Genomic DNA, 18,554 nt, shown 5'->3' with positions numbered 1-18,554 from the left:
TGGTTCCTCCTCAGCGAATGGCGCTCCGATCGGGAGCGCATCAAATGCGTTGTCTGTCGCGATCGCGACCGGTCTCGTGGCGAACATCCCTCACTTCACGCTCAGCTCTTCGTGCCGCGCCACGAGCACCGAGCGAGCATACCTTGCATATGTTCATCCCTGCAACAAAACCCACGGGCCCGCACAGTGCATCAACAACCCATTGGCGGTACGACACCGGACGCTCTCCCCGATGGTCGTCAGCTGCCGTGCCTGTATCCAGCCGGAGGTGCTCTGTTTATAGTGGAACCCCCAACAAAACCGTAGCGAGGCAAGGTGAACCGAACCGGCAGTAGGAACCTCGGGGACCGGCGCGCCCGCGGCGTTGCCGCAGACGAACTGAGACGGCACAACCTCGGTCTGGTCCTCGAGCGACTCCATCTGGCGGGACCGTTGACGCGTTCCGACCTGACGACGGCGACTGGTCTGAATCGTTCGACCATCGCCGACCTGATCGGAGAGCTCGCTGCGCTCAATCTCGTCGAAGAGCTCCCTGGTGCTGCCAGCTCGGGCCCGGGACGCCCCTCGCCCCTCGCCCGCGTCAGGCCGGAAGGAGCGATCGCGCTGGCCGTCGAGCTGGCAGTCGACTCCATCGCGGTGGCGACGGTCGGCCTCGGGGGACACGTCTACAACCGGGTGCGGGTCGCCCGCCCGCGGGAGCGATTCTCGCCGCAGGAGACGGTTCAGGACGTCGCCAAGCTCGCGGAGCCGCTGCTGGCTGCTCTTCCGGTCGACCATGCGCTCGCAGGTGTGACCGTCGCCGTCGTGGGGATCACGCGGCGTTCGGACGGGTTCGTCCAACTGGCGCCGAACCTCGGCTGGCACGGCGTTGCCCTCGCCGACATGCTGGCGAGCGAACTGCAGCTCGGGGTCTCGGTCCACGTAGCGAACGACGCCGATCTCGGCGCCCTCGGTGAGCATCGCCGCGGGGCGGACACCGCGGTTCGCCACCTCGTCTACGTAGTCGGGGAGGTCGGGATCGGCAGCGGCGTGATTCTCAACGGTCAGCCGATGCTCGGAGCCGCCGGGTACGCAGGAGAGGCGGGCCACATGCTCGTCAATCCCAACGGTCGCAAGTGCCGCTGCGGGGCGATCGGCTGCTGGGAGACCGAGGCGGGTGAGGCCGCCCTGCTGAGGAACGCGGGCATGCGCGTCGGCGCCACCGGGCTCGGCGTCGTGGACGGCATCGTCGAGCGCGCCGTCGCCGGCGACGAGGCGACGCTGCGTGCCGTCGCAGAAGTCGGTCGCTGGCTCGGTATCGGGATCGGCAACCTCGTCAATCTGTTCAATCCCGAGCTCGTGGTCCTCGGTGGCCTCTACAACCGCCTCTTCCCTTTCCTCGAGGATGCCGTGGCCGAAGGGCTCGCAACGAGGGTCCTCGAAGCCCCCGGCGACATGGCGACCATCACCTGCGGCGCCCTCGGGCTCGACGCATCCCTCGTGGGAGCTGCCGAGCTTGCGCTGTCTGCGATCGTCTCCGATCCTGCCGGTGCGGTGCCGGGAACGACCCGCAAGCCTGCGACGGCGTGACCCGGGTCGGCCACGCCATGCGATGGAACGGCGCACGTACGACGAGGAAGCGACCGCCTCGGCGTCCCGCCGATCGGTGACGGGTGAGAGCATGAGCAGAGTTCGAGGCCTCGCGTGGCTCATCGCAGGCGTCATCACGGGGATCGCCACCTCCACGGCGGCCGTGACACTCGTGATCGGCGGTGCACGGCCGGCCGGTGGAGAGCTCGGCGCACCGCGCTTCGTGGAAGAGGCGAATGCAGCCGGAATCGTGCACCGCTACGACGGAGGCTTCCCGTTCTTCGTCGGTGGAGGGGTTGCGGTGTTCGACTGCGACGACGACGGCATGCCGGACGTGTATCTCGCCGGCGGCGAGAACGAGGCGGCCCTGTATCGCAATGTCTCTGCCGCAGCATCGGCGCTCCGTTTCGAGCGGGTGTCGAGCGCCGAGACCGACCTGGTCGATGTGGCAGGGGTGTACCCGATCGACGTCGACTCGGACGGGCAGACGGACCTGGCGGTGCTACGCGTCGGTGAGAACGTGATGTTGCGCGGGACCGGAGGGTGCAGGTTCGAGCCTGCCAACGATGAGTGGGGAATCGACGGCGGCAACCTCTGGACGGCAGCCTTCAGCGCCAAGTGGGAAGGATCGGCGTCGCTTCCGACACTTGCCTTCGGGAACTACGCCGGGCTCGACGAGACGCGCAGGAGGGCTGTCGGGTGCTCCGACAACTCGCTGGTGCGACCGGCCGGGGCTGTCTATGCCGCTCCGATCCCGCTGGCACCCGGCTATTGCACGCTGTCGATCCTCTTCAGCGACTGGGACCGATCCGGCAGGGTCGACCTGAGGATGACCAACGACCGTCACTACTACACCGGAGGCGAGGAGCAGCTGTGGCGGGTCGCCGCCGGCGAGACCCCGCGCCGGTACACGGAAGAGGAGGGATGGCAGCCGATGCAGATCTGGGGGATGGGCATCGCCAGCCAGGATCTCACCGGCGACGGTCTCCCCGAGGTCTTCCTCACGAGCCAGGGCGACAACAGGCTCCAGACTCTCTCGGTTGGGCCGGGGCGACCCGAGTACCAGGACATCGCCTTCGAGCGAGCGGCGACCGCTCATCGGCCCTTCACCGGGGGTGACGTGCTGCCGTCGACCGCCTGGCATGCCGAGTTCGAGGACGTCAACAACGACGGGCTCATGGACCTGTTCGTCTCGAAAGGGAACGTCGACTCGATGACGGAGTACGCCGCCAACGACCCGAGCAATCTGCTCCTGGGGAGATCGGACGGCACGTTCGTCGAAGGGGCCGAGGATGCGGGAATCGTGAGCTTCGCCAGGGGGCGAGGCGCCGCCGTCGTCGACCTCAACCTCGACGGCCTTCTCGACATCGTGGAGGTCAACCGGCGGGCCGGCGTCAAGCTGTGGCGCAACGTCGGTGCCGGCACGGGTGACGCGCCCGTGCCGATGGGCGAGTGGCTGGCGCTGCGCCTCCGCCAGTCCGGGCCGAACGGCGATGCGATCGGCTCGTGGATCGAGGTACGGACCGAAGCCGCAACCATCGAACACGAGGTGACGATCGGGGGCGGGCACGCTGGTGGGCAACTCGGCTGGCAGCACTTCGGGCTCGATGCGGCCCGAGCCGCTGAGGTCCGCGTCACGTGGCCCGACGGGACCCGCGGATCGTGGCAGCCCGTAGCCTCAGGGGGGTTCTACACCGTCGCGCCCGGTGAGTCTCCTGTACCTTTCGTTCCCGCAGGCTGAGGAGGAGGGTGGTGGCGAAGGCTCGGTTGTCCGAGGTCGCCCTGCCGGACTTCGGCATGTCCGAGGCTGCCCCGCAGATCCCCGCCGAGATGTACGCCGATCGTGTCGACCGGCTGCGCACCCGCATGGAGGACGGCGGCTACGACGTCTTGGTGGTGTACGCCGACCGGGAGCACAGCGCCAACCTGTCGTACCTGACGGGATTCGACCCCCGTTTCGAAGAAGCTCTCCTCGTGGTCGGATCGACGTCGGAGCCCGCCATCCTCGTGGGGAACGAGTGCTTCGGTCTCGCCGGATCGGCGCCTCTGCCGCTGCGCCGCCACTTGTTCCAGGACTTCAGCCTCCCGGGCCAGCCGCGGGATCGCTCCCGCCCGCTCGCCGCCATCCTCGGCGACGAGGGGATCGCCGCAGGGTCCAGGGTCGGCGTGATCGGGTGGAAGACGTATGCGAACCGTTCGCAGCTCGACGTCCCGTCGTACCTGGCCGACGAGCTGAGAGGGCTCACCGGCCGGGCCGGGTCGGTGGTGAACACGGCGGGCATCCTCATCGACGCAGCAGATGGGCTCCGGGTCGTCAACGAGGTGGACCAGCTGGCGGCGTTCGAGCATTCCGCGTGCCGGACATCCGAGGGAGTTCGACGGCTGTTGTTCGAGCTGGAGCCCGGCATGCGTGAGCGAGAAGCGGTGCGGCTCCTCGGTTGGTCGGGCGACCCGCTGTCGTGCCACCTCATGCTCACCGCCGGTCCGCGGGCCTCGCTCGGCCTCCTCAGCCCCGGAGATCGGCAGATCGAACGAGGCGACCCGTTCACTGTGGCCTTCGGGATCTGGGGAGCCCTCAACTGCCGGGCCGGGTTCGTCGCCGAGGGCCCGGCCGATCTCCCATCCGAGGTCGAGGACTACGTGGACAGGCTGGTCGCCCCCTACTTCGCGGCCATCGTGGAGTGGTACGAGGCGATCCACGTCGGCCAGCAGGGCGGAGTGCTCAACGAGATCATCGAACGACACCTCGGAGATCCGTTCTTCGGGATCTTCCTGAACCCGGGCCACCAGATACACCTCGACGAGTGGGTCAACTCGCCGGTCGGGCCCGCCTCCGCCGTCGAGCTCAGATCTGGGATGGCGCTCCAGGTCGACGTCATCCCTGCGACGGGGACGGCGTACTTCACCACCAACATCGAGGACGGCATCGCCATCGCCGACGAGGCGCTGCGCGGTGAGCTCGCCGCTCGCTACCCGGAAGCGTGGGCGCGCATCGAGGGGAGGAGGAGGTTCATGCGCGATTCGTTGGGGATCGACCTCCACGCGGACGTCCTGCCGTTCTCGAACATTCCCGCCTTCCTCCCGCCTTTCCTGCTGCGGCCCGACCTGGCGATGACCGTTTGAGGTCCGATCAGCCGAGCGGGACTGTCGCCACTATGAGCCAGCGATCGTCGCCCGACCGGCGCAGGATGAACGTGGTGGCGAACGGGTGCTCCGTGGCTACGCCCGCGTCGGATAGCGCGACGGTCCCACGAGCGTCGAAGGCCAGGCTCGGTCCAGCTTGGGCACCCTCGCTGAAGACCACACGCAGGTGGAGCGACTCGAAGGTGTAGCGCGCAACCTGGCGATTTGTGTCGATCGACTCCTCCATCTCGGCGAGACGCTCGCCGAAGTCGGCTCCCCTGAGCATGGCGGCGTCGCCGTGCTCGACGGCTTGCGCCTCGATCTCGAGGTTCTCGGCGAGCATCGATGCGAGTCCTCGCGCTCCCTCGCTCCCCAGGCCGCCGGCGAGTGCCGCCACACCCTCGTCGATCGTGACGGCCGGCAACGCGGTGGGGTTGATCCGGACTTCGATGTCAGGCGGGTCGAGGCGCGCCAGCGCCTGGGCCGGCACCCGCGCCGGGCCGCCTGCCAAGACGATGACCGTCCCGAGCCCGAAGACGAGCACGCCGATGGCGAAGCCGCCTCCGAACATGCTCGGGGCGGTCTGCGCGCCCACTGTGACGCGCCGCAGCCTCCCGGCGGGCCGTGCCGCGAGAGTCGGCGCCGCGGCCTTGTCTCGGTCCATCAGGTATCGCAGCGGGCTCATGACCGCCAGCCCGACCAGCAGCCCGACCTTGGCGCCGAACTCGGTCGTCTGGGGTGCGATCAGGAGGGTGGCGACGATGGCGACGAGCACGCCGAAAACGATCCGTGGTGATGCTCCGGTCGGAATCGTCTTCGGGTCGGTGATCATGAAGAACAGGAAGATGAGCACCTCCGGGGACGTCGCCACCACCCACCAGAAATGAGCGCCGCACACGGGTTCGAGGGCCCACTCCGCCACGAAGCAGTGCCCCGAGGCGGCCAGCAGGCCGGTGCCTGCAACGAGGGTCCCCCAGAATGCGACCGCCATGGCCAGCAGGTGCAGCCGGGCGGTGATGACGAGCCCGCCAATTATGACGAGCAGGTACGCCATAGCCATCGACCACGTGAGCGGGGCCCACCAGAAGTCGAGGGGGGCGACGCGGTCGCTCCCGATCACGAGAAACGCCACCACGAGGCCGATGTTCGACGGGTTGAAGACGTGTGAGCCGCGGTGGCGGATGACGTACTTCGTGAGCAGCGATGCACCCGCTACCAGCGCGAAGAGGTGCCATCCGTGCCACGTCCAGTGGTCACCTCTCGGTGTGTCGAGCACCCTGAAGATGAGCGCAACGCCGCTGCCGGTGAGCATGGCGCTGGCCGGCCAGACGACTCGGGACGTCGTACGGAGCGCCCAGGCGACCTCGATGAGGGCGCACGTCACGATGGCTGCCAGGATCTGCGGAACCGAGATACGGAAACCAAGGGCCGTCTGTCCGAGCACGTGGATCGAGATGATCACCGCCGCCAGGTGCAGCCTCGGGTCCCGAGCATTCGGCAGCACGACCGGATATGCCCTGGAACCGAGTCGCAGCATTGGAGTGTTCGCGGTCGTCAACGGTGTCCGTTCGCCGAGCGGTGTGACGGCAACCGTAGCCCCGCCCGCCTCTGAGGCGACCCGGGCGGCGCCTCGCCACCGTGCCCCAGGTCCGCAAGACTGGAACGATGGAAGACGCTGCTTCGTGGGGGCTGAACGCTGTCGAGCGTGTCGAGCTCGGCCCCATGTCCGTAACGGTGGCGCTCGACTCCGGTCCCCGCATCCTGGCGTACTCGAAGCCCGGGTGCCGTCAGCTCTTCGCCTGCCTCCCGTCGGAAGATCTCTTCCACCCATGGCTGGGGCGCTACCGGTTCCTCGGGGGCCACAGGCTATGGCGCGCTCCAGAGGTGCCCGCCGCCACGTACGTGCCGGACGACGGCGCCGTGGTCGTCGAGGCCGGGAGCCGCCACCTGAGTGTCACGGGCCGACCCGATCCCGACGGGCTCGTCAAGAAGATCGTGCTCACGCAGGCCGGTGACGACACCGTCGTCGACCACGTGCTGCGCAACGCGGGAGACGCCACCCTCCGGCTGGCGCCGTGGGCCATCACGCAGCTCATGCCGGGAGGCACGGCGATACTGCCGCAGCCGGCCATCCCGTCGGGGGACGACGCCCTCCAGCCCCATCGGCAGCTCGTGTTGTGGTCGTACAGCGACCCGGCCTCGCCGGACGTCGAGGTGGGGCAGAGCGAGATCGCGGTCAATGCGAGCGCCGACCCCGAGCCGTTCAAGATCGGACAGCCAAATCAGCGGGGCTGGCTCGCCTACCGACTCGGTGACACGGCCTTCGTGAAATGGGGCCCGGTTCACGAGGCATCGGCGAGCTACGTCGACATGGGCGCCTCGGCACAGGTGTACCGCAACGCCCGGTTCATCGAGCTCGAGACGCTCGGTCCTGTCGTGGACCTCGCCCCGGGAGGCGAGTCACGCCACAGGGAGGTTTGGCGACTCCTCTCGCTCGACGGCTCCCCATGGCGCGACGTCGTACGGAGCCTCGAGGCGGTCCCGGAGGCCATGAAACAGTGAGCCACTACCTCGGCATCGACGTCTCGACAACGGCGACGAAGGCGCTCCTTGCCGACGAAGACGGCGACGTCCTGGCCGTCGGAAGATCCGAGTACGAATACGAGACACCGCACCCGCTGTGGGCCGAGCAGTCACCTCACCTGTGGTGGGATGCAGCCGTGGAGGCGATCGGCGCCGCCATGTCCGCCGCCGGCGTGGCGGGCGATGACGTCGCCGCGGTCGGCCTCACGGGCCAGATGCACGGGCTGGCGATGCTCGACTCGGCCGGCGATGCGGTCCGCCCGGCGATCCTGTGGAACGATCAGCGTACGCAGGCGGAATGCGACGAGATGCGGGAGCGGGTCGGCCGCGACCGCCTCATCGCAACGACGGGCAACGATGCGCTCACAGGCTTCACGGCCCCCAAGATCCTCTGGGTGCGCAACCACGAGCCGCAGCATTACGAGCGAACCGCCCACGCCCTGCTCCCCAAGGACTTCGTCAGGCTCAGGCTCACCGGCGAGTACGCGACCGACAAGGCGGGGGCGTCCGGGACGATCCTGTTCGACCTTGCCGACCGCGACTGGTCGCTCGCCGTGCTCGCCGCCCTCGATATCCCGCGACGATGGCTTCCACCCACGCACGAGGGTCCCGAAGTGACCGGCACGGTCTCGAGCGAGGCCGCCGCCGTCACCGGCCTGCGCACCGGCACGCCGGTCGTGGCGGGTGGAGGGGACCAGGCGGCCAACGGCGTCGGCGTCGGCGCGGTCGCCCCGGGTGTCGTCGCCATGAGCCTCGGCACGAGTGGCGTCGTGTTCACGCCGACGGATTGGCCGGCGATCGAGCCGGAGGGCAGGCTTCACGCCTTTTGCCATGCCGTCCCGGGGACCTGGCACCTGATGGGAGTGATGCTCTCCGCCGCTGGGAGCCTCCGCTGGTTTCGCGACACGCTGGCTCCGGGGATGCCATATTCGCGTCTCGACGAGCTCGCCTCGTCGGTTCCTGCCGGGGCCGCCGGGCTCGTGTTCCTCCCATACCTGACCGGCGAGCGAACACCTCACCCCGACCCGACGGCGAGGGGAGCGCTCGTCGGGCTGACGGTGCGACACGGGCTCGGACACGCCGCCAGATCCGTTCTCGAAGGGGTCGCCTTCGGGCTGCGGGATGCCGTGGAGCTCACAGCCGCCTCGGTCGATCTCGGCGAGGTGAGGGTGGCGGGAGGTGGTGCGCAGAGTCCCGTTTGGCTCCAGATCATCGCCGACGTCATCGACCGACCGGTCCGCGCCGTCGGCACCGCAGAAGCGGCGGCCCACGGTGCTGCTCTGCTGGCCGCGGTCGGCGACGGCGCCTTCTCGACGGTCGCCGAGGCATGTGATGCCGCCGTTGACGTCGGCGCCGCCATCGAGCCGGGTAGGCAGGCCGCCGACTACGACGACGTCTACGGCGTCTACCGCGAGCTCTACCCGCTCCTCCGTGACACGTTCTCGCGCCTGGCGGCCGTCGAAGGTGACTGATGGGTGGACGAGCAGCTCGAGTAGTGGCTGTGCATGGCGCGAGAGGTCGGCCGGCAGCGCGCGTGACTGTGGGTCGTCCCTTGTCGATACTGCGGGTATCTCCGGAAGCCACTCGGTGTCTCGTCGTCGCTGGTGGCCGCCGGGATCGGCGCCGCCTATGGAGGGACCTCGTGGGAATTCGCATCTACGGTGCGCTGGAGGTGACGATCGGCGCCGCCGTTCGCCGCGTCCCAGGTGCCAAAGAGCGCGCCGTGCTGGCCTACCTGGCGACCCGGCCCGGCGAGGTGGTTCGTAGCGATCGGCTCGTCGACGATCTCTGGGAAGACTCGGATGCCGACCAGGCGCTGCGGTCGCTCCGCGTGCGCATCTCGAACCTGCGGAGTCTCCTGGTAGGCAGCGGAGTCACCATCGACGGCGTGCCGGGTGGCTATTGGCTGAACGCCCCCGCGGAGGCGATCGACCTCACCTGCTACCACGAGATGGTGAGGAGCGCGGCGACGCTCGAGTCGCGGGATCGGCTCGACCTGCTCGGCGCCGCCGCACAGATCCGGCGCGCCGCCCCCCTCCCGGAGTTCCACTATGCCGACTTCGCCGAGGCTGCGATCCGAGCAGACGAGGAGGTGTCGACGGCGGCCACGCTGATGCGGGCAGAAGCCCTCGTCGACCTCGGCAGGCCCGACGAAGCCGTCGTCGACCTGAGAAGGACCCTCGAATCCGATCCGACGAACGAGGCGGTGGTTCGCGAGATGATGAGGGCGCTCGCCGCCTCCGGGAGGATGGTCGAGGCCCTCGACGAATACGGCAGGCTCGCCGCCGCCCTCGCCGAGCGCGGCCTCGAGCCGAGCGACGAGACGCGACGCGCCGAGGAGTCGGTGCTCATCGGAGGCTCGGTGACCCCTCCGGCGAGCACGCTCCCTGCGTTGCCCGCCATGATCGGCCGTGACGACGAGCTGGCCGACCTCGTCGCTCTCGTGCGCGCTCGCCGTTTCGTGACCGTGCTGGGTGCGGCAGGAATTGGGAAGACGACACTCGCGGTGGCTGCGGCACGCTCGATCGGTACCTCGGCGCGGACCGAGTTCGTCGACCTGTCGGTCTTCGAGAGTGCCGCCGCCGCAGCTCCGGCGATGGCGGGAGCCACGGGAGCCGCCTTCACCGGCGAGACCTGGCGCGCACCAGAGCTGCTCGACCAGAGCCCAGGCGTGATCGTCCTGGACAACTGCGAGCACATGCTCCCTCAGATCGGGCCGATGATCGAGCGTCTCGTCGCCGTGCTGCCGGCGACCAGGGTGATCGCCACGAGTCGTATCCCCCTGGGCGTCCCGACAGAGCAGCGTTTCGTGCTGGGACCGCTGCGCCTACCCGAGGAGGGCGCTCCGCCGCACGAAGCGCTGGCATCCCCCGCGGTCGGTCTCTTCCTCAGACGAGCTGCCGCCATCGGGGTCACGCCTGTGGAGACGGACGAGACCGTCGAAGCCATCGCCGAGCTGTGCCGCGCCCTCGATGGAATCCCGCTCGCTATCGAACTGGCCGCCATGAAGACGACCGTCATGTCGCCCCAACAGATACTCATGCGCATCGACGAGCGCCTCGGATTCCTCGCCGACGGCGCCGGCGGACGTCCACCGCATCAGCGAAGCCTGGAGGCGGCGTTGGCGTGGTCGGTCGATCTCTTGTCCGGCGAGGCGAAGGACCTGTTCGGCAGTCTCTCCGTGTTCCGTGGCTCGTTCGATCTGGCGGCTGTCGAGGCGGTCGCCACGGCGGTCGCCGAGGCGGTCGCCGCGGCGCCTGCCGCGAGCATCGTCTCCGCGCTCGCCGAGCTCGCCGATCACTCGTTGCTGGTGACGCAACCCGGCGACCCGCCCCGGTACCGGCTGCTGGAGACGGTCAGGGTCGCAGCCGCTCGCCTGTTGGACCACGAGAGCAGCCGCGCCCTCGTCGAGGCGTACTCGGCGCACTTTCAGGGTGTCGCGGCCCGGGTGCACGCCGCCACGCCGGGTGAGCAGATGTTCGCGGTGCTCCAGAACGTCGATGCCGACGGGGCGAACCTGTCGAACGCCATCGAGTCGGTGATGCTCGAGCGGCCGGAAGTTGCCGCCGCGATCCTCGCCGACGGGTGGCGCTGGTGGCACGTGCGGGGAAGGTGGGCAGAAGGCCAGGTGGTCGCCGACCGACTGGCGGCGCACGCCATGCCCGCCGATCGAGTCGCACGACTGCACTTCCTCGACAGGATCACGCGACTCAAGCTGTTCGCCGACCGAGAGGGCCTCGAGGAGCTCCTCGACGACAAGGATGCTCTCGCCGGCTCGATCGGGCAGCGGGCGGACAACGCGGTGCGGGCATTGTTGCTCCGCGAGAACGGAGCATTGGACGAAGCCGCCGCTCTCCACCGGGCGATGGTCGACGATGAGATCGCCAGAGGCGTCTCCGCACGAGCGACGCTGGCGAACCTGGCAGTCATCCTCATCCTCCAGCGGAACATGGCCGAGGCTCGCGCAGCCGTCGAGGGAGCCATCGAGCAGGCACGGCTGCACGGCGAGGCGACCCTCGACACGTCGATGGTCACTCTTGCCGAGATCGAGTTGGCGGACGGCAACGCTTCCGAGGCGTCGGCGATCGCCACAGCCTGGCTGGGGGCTGCCACGAGCGAAGGAGGCGACGCCGGCTTCGCGGCGATGGCACGTCACATCATCGGTCAGAGCGCACTGCGCCTCGGGGATCTCCACGGCGCACGTGAGCAGATTGCCGAGCTGCTCCGCATCAACGTGAAGCTCGGCGACGAGTACTTCGGGTTCACCCTGTGCCTGGCCGCCGCGTACGCAGTGGCCATCGGCGAGATCGCATCGGCTACGAGGCTTGCTGCCGGCGCCAGGCGCCTCACGGCCGAGCGCTCATTGCGCCCTTACCTCGCCGACCTGCTTGCCGAGGTGGACGCGGCGGCGACGGCGGCGGGCCTCGACCCGGCCGGCCCGGGCGGACCCGGCCTCGACATCCGGGCTCTCCTTCGGCTTGGGTTCTCCGTTGTCGCCTGACAAGGCGTTCAACACGATCCCTGCGTACGGTCCGACGTAGCGCATCGTTCCTCCCGTTCGAGCAATGGGGCCAGCTTGGGGGGAGCGATTACCGAACGATTACCACCCAATCGGGGCGTCGGTACACCAACGCGCCGTTGCGGTGTGTCACCGGGCCGTGCTCGTCGTTCGTCCGTATCGATGACAGGGCGGCGACGGGAGGTCTGCGGTGGCAACGCTGGTGGTACGAGGGAGCAGGCTGCGGCTGGGTGCGTTGCCTGCCGTGGCGGCGGGCGTCGGCGTCGGGTTCACGTGGGGAGTCGTCGCCCGCGTCTGGATGCGGCTCATCTCCGAGGATCCGGAGTTCTCGTGGTCCGGGACGATCTACATCGTCGCCGTTCCGACGCTGATCGGCCTGTTCATGGGTGTGGCCTACCACGCCAGGCGAGCACCATGGCGCAGCTGGGCGAGGCGGGCGGCTGCAATCGCCGCCGGGGTGGTGGTCCTCCCGCTCGGCCTCGGCGCAGGCATCCTCACGCTTCCAACGATCGTTCTAGGGGGCGTCGTCATCCGCGGGATCCCCGAGTCGCGGTCGTGGCGCCTCGTCGCGGTGCTCCTGCCGGTGGCGGCGTCGCCTGCCGTCAGAGGCTTTGAGGGCTTCGGATTGCTCGGCATCGCGATCCTGATGGTGGTGCTCGCAGTCGCCGCCGCCGCCATCGTCTCGCGGCGCTTCGCAGGGATCCTGGTTGCAAGCTTTGCGGTCCTGCCCGTGGTGGCCGTCGTCGCCACGGTCGTCGATGCCGACATCGCATTGTGGCGAAAGGGCCTCGGCTCGCTCGTCTACTTGCCTCTCGTCGCCATCGGCGCGGTCGCCTTCGGTTCTATCGTGCTCGCCAAGGACCGGACGGCCGCTCGATGATGGTCGGGGCGCGACCGCTCACACCTGAGGTGGTCACGCCAGGCCGAAGAACTTGAGGTCGAACGTGGCGTCTTTGCTGTCCTTGGCATCCTGGTGGAGCTCGACGGCGACCACGTTCTTGCCCTTACGCAACCTGTCGGCAGGAACCGTGTAGACGTACCACTTCCGCTCGCTCTTCCCCTTGACGGTCGAGGATGCCTTCGTCTTGTGCTTGATCTTCCCGCCCGGCATGTTGCTGCGGGCGATCTCCTCGCCGTTGAGGTAGACGACGGCACCGTCGTCTCGCCGGATCTTGACTCGCACCTTCTGCGTCCGGACGTGGTCGAGGTCCGAGACCTGGAACTCGCGGCGGAAGTACGTCGTCACCGTGCCGTTGCTCGTCACCGTCGACTCGTCGCCGTCCCCGTACCCGAGCTCTGCCGATCCGGCATCCCACGACGAGTCGTCGAAGGCCTTTTTCTTCCACTTGCCATCCTTGTCGCCGTCGTCGTCGTATCGCCACGTCGAACCCTTGGTGACGAACTTGGACGGCGCAACGAGCGAGGCGCGCAGCCCGGCGTCGAAGCTGATGTCGGAACTGCCCGCACTCACCTGGTGGATCTCGACGGCAAGCACGTTCCAGCCGGAGTCGAGCAGAGACGGGTCGAGTGTGTACGTCGTGAATGCCGTCTCGTTGGCGGCGTTGGCCGAGGCGGTCGTGCTCGACGTGATCGTCCCACCTGGCATGTTCTGCCGGACGACCTCGGTTCCGTTCAGATAGACCACGGCTCCGTCGTCGACGACGATGTCGACCTCGAGCGCCAATACGGTTTGCCCGCCGCCCAAGTTGAACGTCCGTCGGAAATACGTCGTGATGTGGTGGTTGCCCGAAGGTCCTGCCGACACGACCGTTGCCTCGTCGCCGTCGCCGTATCCGAGCTCGGAGGGTCCTTGCGACCAGGACGAGTGGTCGAAGCCGACGTCACGCCATGAGGCGCCGAGGCTTGCACCCGTGTCGAGGTAGCGCCACGAGTTCCCAGACGCGATGAGCCCCGTGGTGGTAGGCGGAGGCGTCGCCGCGGTGAGCTTGGCGACCTTGCCCTCGACGGCGTAGATGGTCTCGGCGTTGACCTCGTACTGGTACACGGTGTCGGCTTGAAGGCCTGTGTCGGTGAAGGTCGTCTGGCCGAACAACTCGGCCCGCTGCACACCGTTGCGCTTGACGATGTACGTGAACGGGACGCTGTGCGTTATGGCGTTCCAGTCGAGCGTCAGCGACGATCCCGTTGCCGCTGCCACGTGCAGGTTGGCCGGCTTGGCGGGCGGGGTCTCGTCGTGGGGCACCTCGGAGAAGCGGGCGAAGCCGACGGCAGGATGGTGCGACGCCGAGTTGATGTCGCCCCCGATCCAGAGATGATCCCCGTCGAAGTCGAACGTCCACACTCCGAGGCCCCCGCCGATCCCCGGGGTGAAGGTCGTGCCGTCGATCGAGAGGTCGTCGAGGTCGACGGTGGCCACCCACCTCGCCGACCTGCCTCCGAACTCCTCGGTGAAGTGTCCGCCGTAATACGCCTTGTTGCCGATGACCCTCACTTCCTGCACGTCGCCGTCGGCGAAGAACGACCTCTCCTGCGAGCCGTTCGAAGCCCGGTAGACGACTCCGCGTCCCCCCGGGCCACCCTGGGCTGCGTAGACGCGATCGCCGTGCGTGTCGAGGGCGAACGACTCGTAGCCGGGACTGGCGCTGAACGATCCCACGTCGTTGCCGCTCGAAGCGTCGAACGCCTCGATGAAGCCCCGGAAGACCCATCCGCTCGACGGTCCCGACTGGAAGGTGTAGCCCCCTCCTGCGTAGAGCCGCGAGCCGTCCGGTGACAGCGCCATGCTCTTGACGGGATCGTTCGACGAGAGGTCGGCTTCCCACGAGCGGACGGTGCCCGACGCGGACACCTTGGCGAGGCGGTCGCGGTTCATCCCGCCGACCCGGCCGAAGTAGCCGCCGAGAAAGACGTCGCCTGAGCCCTCGACGACGATGGCCGTCACCGGTCCGAACTGGACCGTCGTCCACGGAACCACGTTGCCGTTGCTCGGGTTGAGCGCCGCGGCGTTGGCGACGCTCTCCCCGTCGATGGTCGTGAAGTTGCCTCCGATGTAGAGGCGTGACCCGTCCGGAGCAGCCCCGAGCGTCCTGACCTGGTCGTTGAGGACCGGATCGAACGACTGGATGATCTCGCCTGTGCTGGCGTCGACGGCCGCCAGGTACCTCTGGTCGATCACCGGCCCGTTGTTCGTCTCACGCAGGCCGGTGAACGATCCTGCGATGTAGACCCTGTTGCCGATCCGAATGGTGTCGCGGACGAGCCCGGCAGTCGTCGTCATCGACGGGATGACGTCGTGGATGTCGATGAACTCCGGGAGGGGCGGTCCTTCCGCCGATGCGGCCTGGGGTGCCAGAGGAACGAGTGCGAGTGACAGGACGAGCAACGCAAGGCTCGTCCGGAGCCGCGACCAAGACATTCCTACCGAACCCCCATTTTGGACCGTGCTGCGGTAGCGCGTGCTGCTGGCAGGTTCTGCGACGTCCCACCCCACCTGGACGGAGAGTAGCGCCGAGCGCGCGCAGTGTCAGTTTCGGCCTAGCGCATAGTGAGCCAGGCACGGCACGGTCACCGGCCGAGAGTGGGCCGGGCCGGGCGCATCATTGTGTCTCAGGCGGGTGCCTCGGCGAGCGGCGCCAGCGTGCCGAGCGACTCGGCGACGACGACGGCGTTGTCCCCTCGCTCGAGGTGGAAGTCCGTTCCCGGGTTCACGAACGTTCGGCCGTTGCGGTTGACGGCGAGCAGCGTCGCTTGATGGTCGGATCTCATCCGTGCCGACAGCTGGTCGATGTCGAAGCCGACGTACTCGTCGGGGAGCTGCACCCGGTACAGCTCCGAGCCCTCTCCGCCGGAGACGATGTCGGTCACGAGGTCCGTGAGGCCCGGGTAGAGAGACGAGCGGGCGAGGAGATGAGATGCGAGGCGCGACGTGACGAGTGTCTCGTCCACGTTCGCCCTCTTGAAGTGGTCGACGTGGGAGGGGTTGTTCACCTCGGCGATCGTGCGAACGGCCGGTGCGATCGCCTCGATCGCCAGGATGACGAGGATCGACCGCATGTCCGATTCGTCGGACGAGTCCCTTGGGCAGACGATCGCCGACTTGGCGTGCTCGATCCCGGCTCGTTTGAGGTCGTCGGAGCTCGTCGTGTCGCCGCGAACGAAGTACACCTTGCTGTCCTCGGCAGGATTGCGCTCCGAGTCGTGCAGGACGACGACACTCGCCTCGTAGTCGTCCGAGCGGAGCTCCTCCACGAGCTCGCGCGCCGTGCCGTTCCATCCACAGATGACGACGTGGCCTTCGTAGCCGGCTGCGCCCATGCCTTGTCCCTCCTTGAGTAGGAAATCGATGACGAACCCGACGAGGGCACCCGTCATCGTGGCGACGATGCCCACTCCGAACAGGACGAGGAGCCAGCTCATGAACCAGCCGGCCCAGGATGTCACGTATGAGGAGTCTCCCTGTCCCATGACGGTGGTGACCGCCCAGTAGAACGTCTCGCCGAAGGCGCGCAGGCTCGGCTCCTGCTCGATGACCATGACGACGATGGCGGCGACGGCCACGACGACAGCCAGCCCTGCGAACAGCGAGATGAAGAAGCTCTTGTCGAGGTTGCGGGCGACCCGTCTCAGGTGCCAGTTGATCCTCTGGATGAGCGGACTCGCGAAGAGGCTTCTCAGCCGTGTCACGCTTCCTCCCTGCTCACGTCCCGCTGCGCTCGTGTGGAACGCAGAAGCTACCGGCAGATACCCATGCCTCGCCACCGGGCGGTTTGACGCCTGGGGGCGCCGGGTATAGGCCGTCGGTCGAATGCAAGGAGAGAACATGGGCTTCGCACCCGCCGGTATGAAACCCGACGTGGCAGAGCGACTTGCCGAGGTGCTCCAGTCGCGTCTCGACTCGCTCATCGATCTCGGCCTCACGTTGAAGCACGTCCACTGGAACGTCGTCGGGCCGGGCTTCATCGGCGTGCACCAGATGCTCGACGATCACGTCGACGGCGTGCGTCTCGCGTCGGACGCGGTGGCGGAACGCATCGCAGCCCTCGGTGGCATCCCGAATGGGCTGGCGGGAGGCCTCGTCGACAGAAGGACCTGGGACGACTACCCGGTCGGGCGCGCCACGGTGCAAGCGCATCTCGGTGCGCTGGACATGGCGTACGACGGTGTGATCGGCGGCCATCGCGATGCGATCACCGAGACGGAGGCGCTCGACGTGGTCACGAACGACTTGCTTATCGGCCAGGCGGCGACCCTCGAGCAGTACCAGTGGCTCGTTCGTGCCCACTTGGAGAACACGTCGGGTGAGCTCGCGACCCACGGCGCCGACACGGCGCTCGTTGCGGCTGCCCAGGCTGCGGCTGCGGATCCGCTGCAATGACCCCCCGATCGCCTTACCAGGACGCCGGCGATCGGCGATCGCCCAATCAGGACGCCGGTGATCGGCCGACGCCCCCCGAGCCGATCACTCGACTGTCCGAAGTCCGTTCCGACCACAACGTCGTCGCCGCCGTCGACGGGTCGGAGAGCGCCAGGACCATGATCCTGCACCTCGAAAGGCTCGGGATCGATTCTGACCACATCTCGCTCCTGGGCGCTCAGCCGGTGCAGGAGGCCGCAGACAACCCACTCACGGGTGTCACTCGCCCCTTCGCCGCCAGGACGGCCATCGGCGCCATCGTCGGCGGCGCCGTCGGGGCGGCGATCGGGGTGGTGGCCGGGCTCATGTTCCCGTTCCTCGGCTCGGCGTTGACGGCCGCACTGCTCGCCCCGGCGGGGGCGATGGCCGGGGCGGTCACCGCCGCGATCGCCTCGATGGCCGGGTCCGACGCATGGAACGACTCGTTCGCCATCGACGAGAAAGCCAACGTCGTCGTCGGCGTGCACACCCGCGACGTCGCCGAGGCGGACCACGCCTACGAGTTGATGGTCGAGCTCGAGCCGCTGGCGGTGAATCGCTTCTGACGCTGGGATCCGCGCCGCGTCGGTGTCACCCGTGGATGGGGAGGCTCGCAAGCTGCGACACGAGCTGCCCTCCCGCCTCCCCGAGGGCATCGAACACCGGCTCGGCCCCGCTTGTCGTGTCGGCCTCGATCGCCTCGCGAGCCGTTCGCCCCGCGTCCGTGAGCGCTGCCGGCTCGCCGGCGACCCAGCCGCGCCCCTCGAGGGCATCGAGGCCGGCGCTCCCGTGCGGCTCGTCGTGCCACAGCGCAGTCAATGTGACGATCTGCGCCGGTGACAGGTCACGCGAGCGCCACGCATCGACGTGGGCTTGGGCGCGGACGTAGCGAAGCGTCACGAGGCGATGGTGGAGGCGGAGGCACGGCTCCTCCGGATCAGGCAGTGTGCGATGGGCGGCCGCCACCGGGTAGTCGTCGGTCACGGCTGCGACCGCGGGGGCTGCGAGATGCCACGCCGCGATTACCACGTCGTGCGCATCGGCCCACATGTCGTGTGCGACGGAGCCGCGCAGCGAGATCACGGTCTCGAGCACCGTGCGGGCGGCGTCGTCCGGTCGGTAGATCCCGCCGACGACGGTGACGTGCCCTCGCTCCTCGAGGTCTGCGAAGAGCGAGGCGACGGTACCTGGAGGCAGATAGGGGAAGCGTCGCTCTGCCAGCTCGGGGGTCAGGGTGCCTCCCAGCAGGAAGTCGGCGAACTGGATGAGCGGGCCGAGAGCGTCGAGCCCGACCCGGCGCGCCGCTCGGTGCAGCTCGCCGGCGTAGCGCGGCTCGATGGCCTGGTTGACGCCGAGGACGAGCCTGTCGATCTCAGGTGCGATCAGCCGAGCGGTGTCCATGCGGGC

General features: G+C 68.4%; 13 protein-coding genes. 9 read left to right on the top strand and 4 right to left on the bottom strand.

Translation table 11 applies throughout. From position 1 onward, the window contains the following. The first annotated feature begins 315 nt into the window (after positions 1 to 315). From VGC47_08800 to VGC47_08790, 3 genes are all read left to right on the top strand, one after another. The gene (locus tag VGC47_08800; protein ID HEX9855398.1) at positions 316 to 1,569 is read left to right on the top strand and encodes an ROK family protein; all 1,254 of its coding nucleotides are present in this window, start codon (positions 316 to 318) and stop codon (positions 1,567 to 1,569) included. Positions 1,570 to 1,660: 91 nt separating this feature from the next. Beyond that, positions 1,661 to 3,310, top strand: coding sequence for a CRTAC1 family protein (locus VGC47_08795; GenBank protein HEX9855397.1), 1,650 nt, complete (start codon positions 1,661 to 1,663; stop codon positions 3,308 to 3,310). Positions 3,311 to 3,321: 11 nt separating this feature from the next. Continuing rightward, positions 3,322 to 4,692, top strand: coding sequence for an aminopeptidase P family N-terminal domain-containing protein (locus VGC47_08790; protein HEX9855396.1), 1,371 nt, complete (start codon positions 3,322 to 3,324; stop codon positions 4,690 to 4,692). Between the two features lie 7 nt (positions 4,693 to 4,699). Here the strand turns inward: VGC47_08790 and VGC47_08785 are convergent, their stop codons facing one another. Next, positions 4,700 to 6,250 (bottom strand): hypothetical protein, encoded by a 1,551-nt coding sequence (locus VGC47_08785; GenBank protein HEX9855395.1) that lies wholly within the window; start codon positions 6,248 to 6,250, stop codon positions 4,700 to 4,702. 107 nt (positions 6,251 to 6,357) lie between these two features. On the opposite strand from VGC47_08785, the gene VGC47_08780 reads away from it, so the two are divergent. The 4 genes from VGC47_08780 (at position 6,358) to VGC47_08765 (ending at position 12,674) form a co-directional block, all read left to right on the top strand. Further along, positions 6,358 to 7,254: a hypothetical protein gene (locus VGC47_08780; GenBank protein ID HEX9855394.1), complete on the top strand. Its 897-nt coding sequence runs from the start codon at positions 6,358 to 6,360 to the stop codon at positions 7,252 to 7,254. Then, entirely contained in the window at positions 7,251 to 8,747 is a 1,497-nt protein-coding gene (gene xylB / locus VGC47_08775) for a xylulokinase (GenBank protein ID HEX9855393.1), read from the top strand. The genes VGC47_08780 and xylB overlap by 4 nt, the downstream gene beginning before the upstream one ends. A 170-nt stretch (positions 8,748 to 8,917) precedes the next feature. Continuing rightward, positions 8,918 to 11,776 (top strand): BTAD domain-containing putative transcriptional regulator, encoded by a 2,859-nt coding sequence (locus VGC47_08770; protein HEX9855392.1) that lies wholly within the window; start codon positions 8,918 to 8,920, stop codon positions 11,774 to 11,776. Between the two features lie 208 nt (positions 11,777 to 11,984). Beyond that, the gene (locus VGC47_08765; protein HEX9855391.1) at positions 11,985 to 12,674 is read left to right on the top strand and encodes a hypothetical protein; all 690 of its coding nucleotides are present in this window, start codon (positions 11,985 to 11,987) and stop codon (positions 12,672 to 12,674) included. A gap of 33 nt (positions 12,675 to 12,707) precedes the next feature. On the opposite strand, the gene VGC47_08760 is transcribed toward VGC47_08765, so the two are convergent. Continuing rightward, positions 12,708 to 15,137 (bottom strand): hypothetical protein, encoded by a 2,430-nt coding sequence (locus VGC47_08760; GenBank protein HEX9855390.1) that lies wholly within the window; start codon positions 15,135 to 15,137, stop codon positions 12,708 to 12,710. 224 nt (positions 15,138 to 15,361) lie between these two features. Next, positions 15,362 to 16,438 (bottom strand): NAD-binding protein, encoded by a 1,077-nt coding sequence (locus tag VGC47_08755; GenBank protein ID HEX9855389.1) that lies wholly within the window; start codon positions 16,436 to 16,438, stop codon positions 15,362 to 15,364. A 136-nt stretch (positions 16,439 to 16,574) separates the two neighbouring features. On the opposite strand from VGC47_08755, the gene VGC47_08750 reads away from it, so the two are divergent. Together VGC47_08750 and VGC47_08745 are read left to right on the top strand one after the other, a co-directional pair. Beyond that, positions 16,575 to 17,129 carry a DNA starvation/stationary phase protection protein gene (locus VGC47_08750; GenBank protein ID HEX9855388.1) on the top strand — a complete coding sequence of 185 codons (555 nt, stop codon included), beginning with the start codon at positions 16,575 to 16,577 and terminating at the stop codon, positions 17,127 to 17,129. Next, positions 17,126 to 17,713: a hypothetical protein gene (locus VGC47_08745; GenBank protein ID HEX9855387.1), complete on the top strand. Its 588-nt coding sequence runs from the start codon at positions 17,126 to 17,128 to the stop codon at positions 17,711 to 17,713. Before VGC47_08750 ends, VGC47_08745 begins: the two co-directional genes overlap by 4 nt. Positions 17,714 to 17,738: 25 nt before the next feature. On the opposite strand, the gene VGC47_08740 is transcribed toward VGC47_08745, so the two are convergent. After that, positions 17,739 to 18,548 carry a hypothetical protein gene (locus VGC47_08740; GenBank protein HEX9855386.1) on the bottom strand — a complete coding sequence of 270 codons (810 nt, stop codon included), beginning with the start codon at positions 18,546 to 18,548 and terminating at the stop codon, positions 17,739 to 17,741. Positions 18,549 to 18,554 lie beyond the last annotated feature (6 nt).

The sequence above is a fragment of the Acidimicrobiia bacterium genome, assembly GCA_036396535.1.
Taxonomy (GTDB): domain Bacteria; phylum Actinomycetota; class Acidimicrobiia; order Spongiisociales; family UBA5794; genus DASWKR01.
Note: the sequence above shows the minus strand (reverse complement) of the source record. Positions and strands in the feature narration are given on the sequence as shown.

What these genes read in the sequence shown, in the direction of transcription:
- VGC47_08795 (HEX9855397.1), top strand. Translation starts at nt 1,661, where the DNA reads ATGAGCAGAGTTCGAGGCCTCGCGTGGCTCATCGCAGGCGTCATCACG.
- VGC47_08780 (HEX9855394.1), top strand. Translation starts at nt 6,358, where the DNA reads ATGGAAGACGCTGCTTCGTGGGGGCTGAACGCTGTCGAGCGTGTCGAG.
- VGC47_08750 (HEX9855388.1), top strand. Translation starts at nt 16,575, where the DNA reads ATGGGCTTCGCACCCGCCGGTATGAAACCCGACGTGGCAGAGCGACTT.
- VGC47_08745 (HEX9855387.1), top strand. Translation starts at nt 17,126, where the DNA reads ATGACCCCCCGATCGCCTTACCAGGACGCCGGCGATCGGCGATCGCCC.
- VGC47_08740 (HEX9855386.1), bottom strand. Translation starts at nt 18,548, where the DNA reads ATGGACACCGCTCGGCTGATCGCACCTGAGATCGACAGGCTCGTCCTC.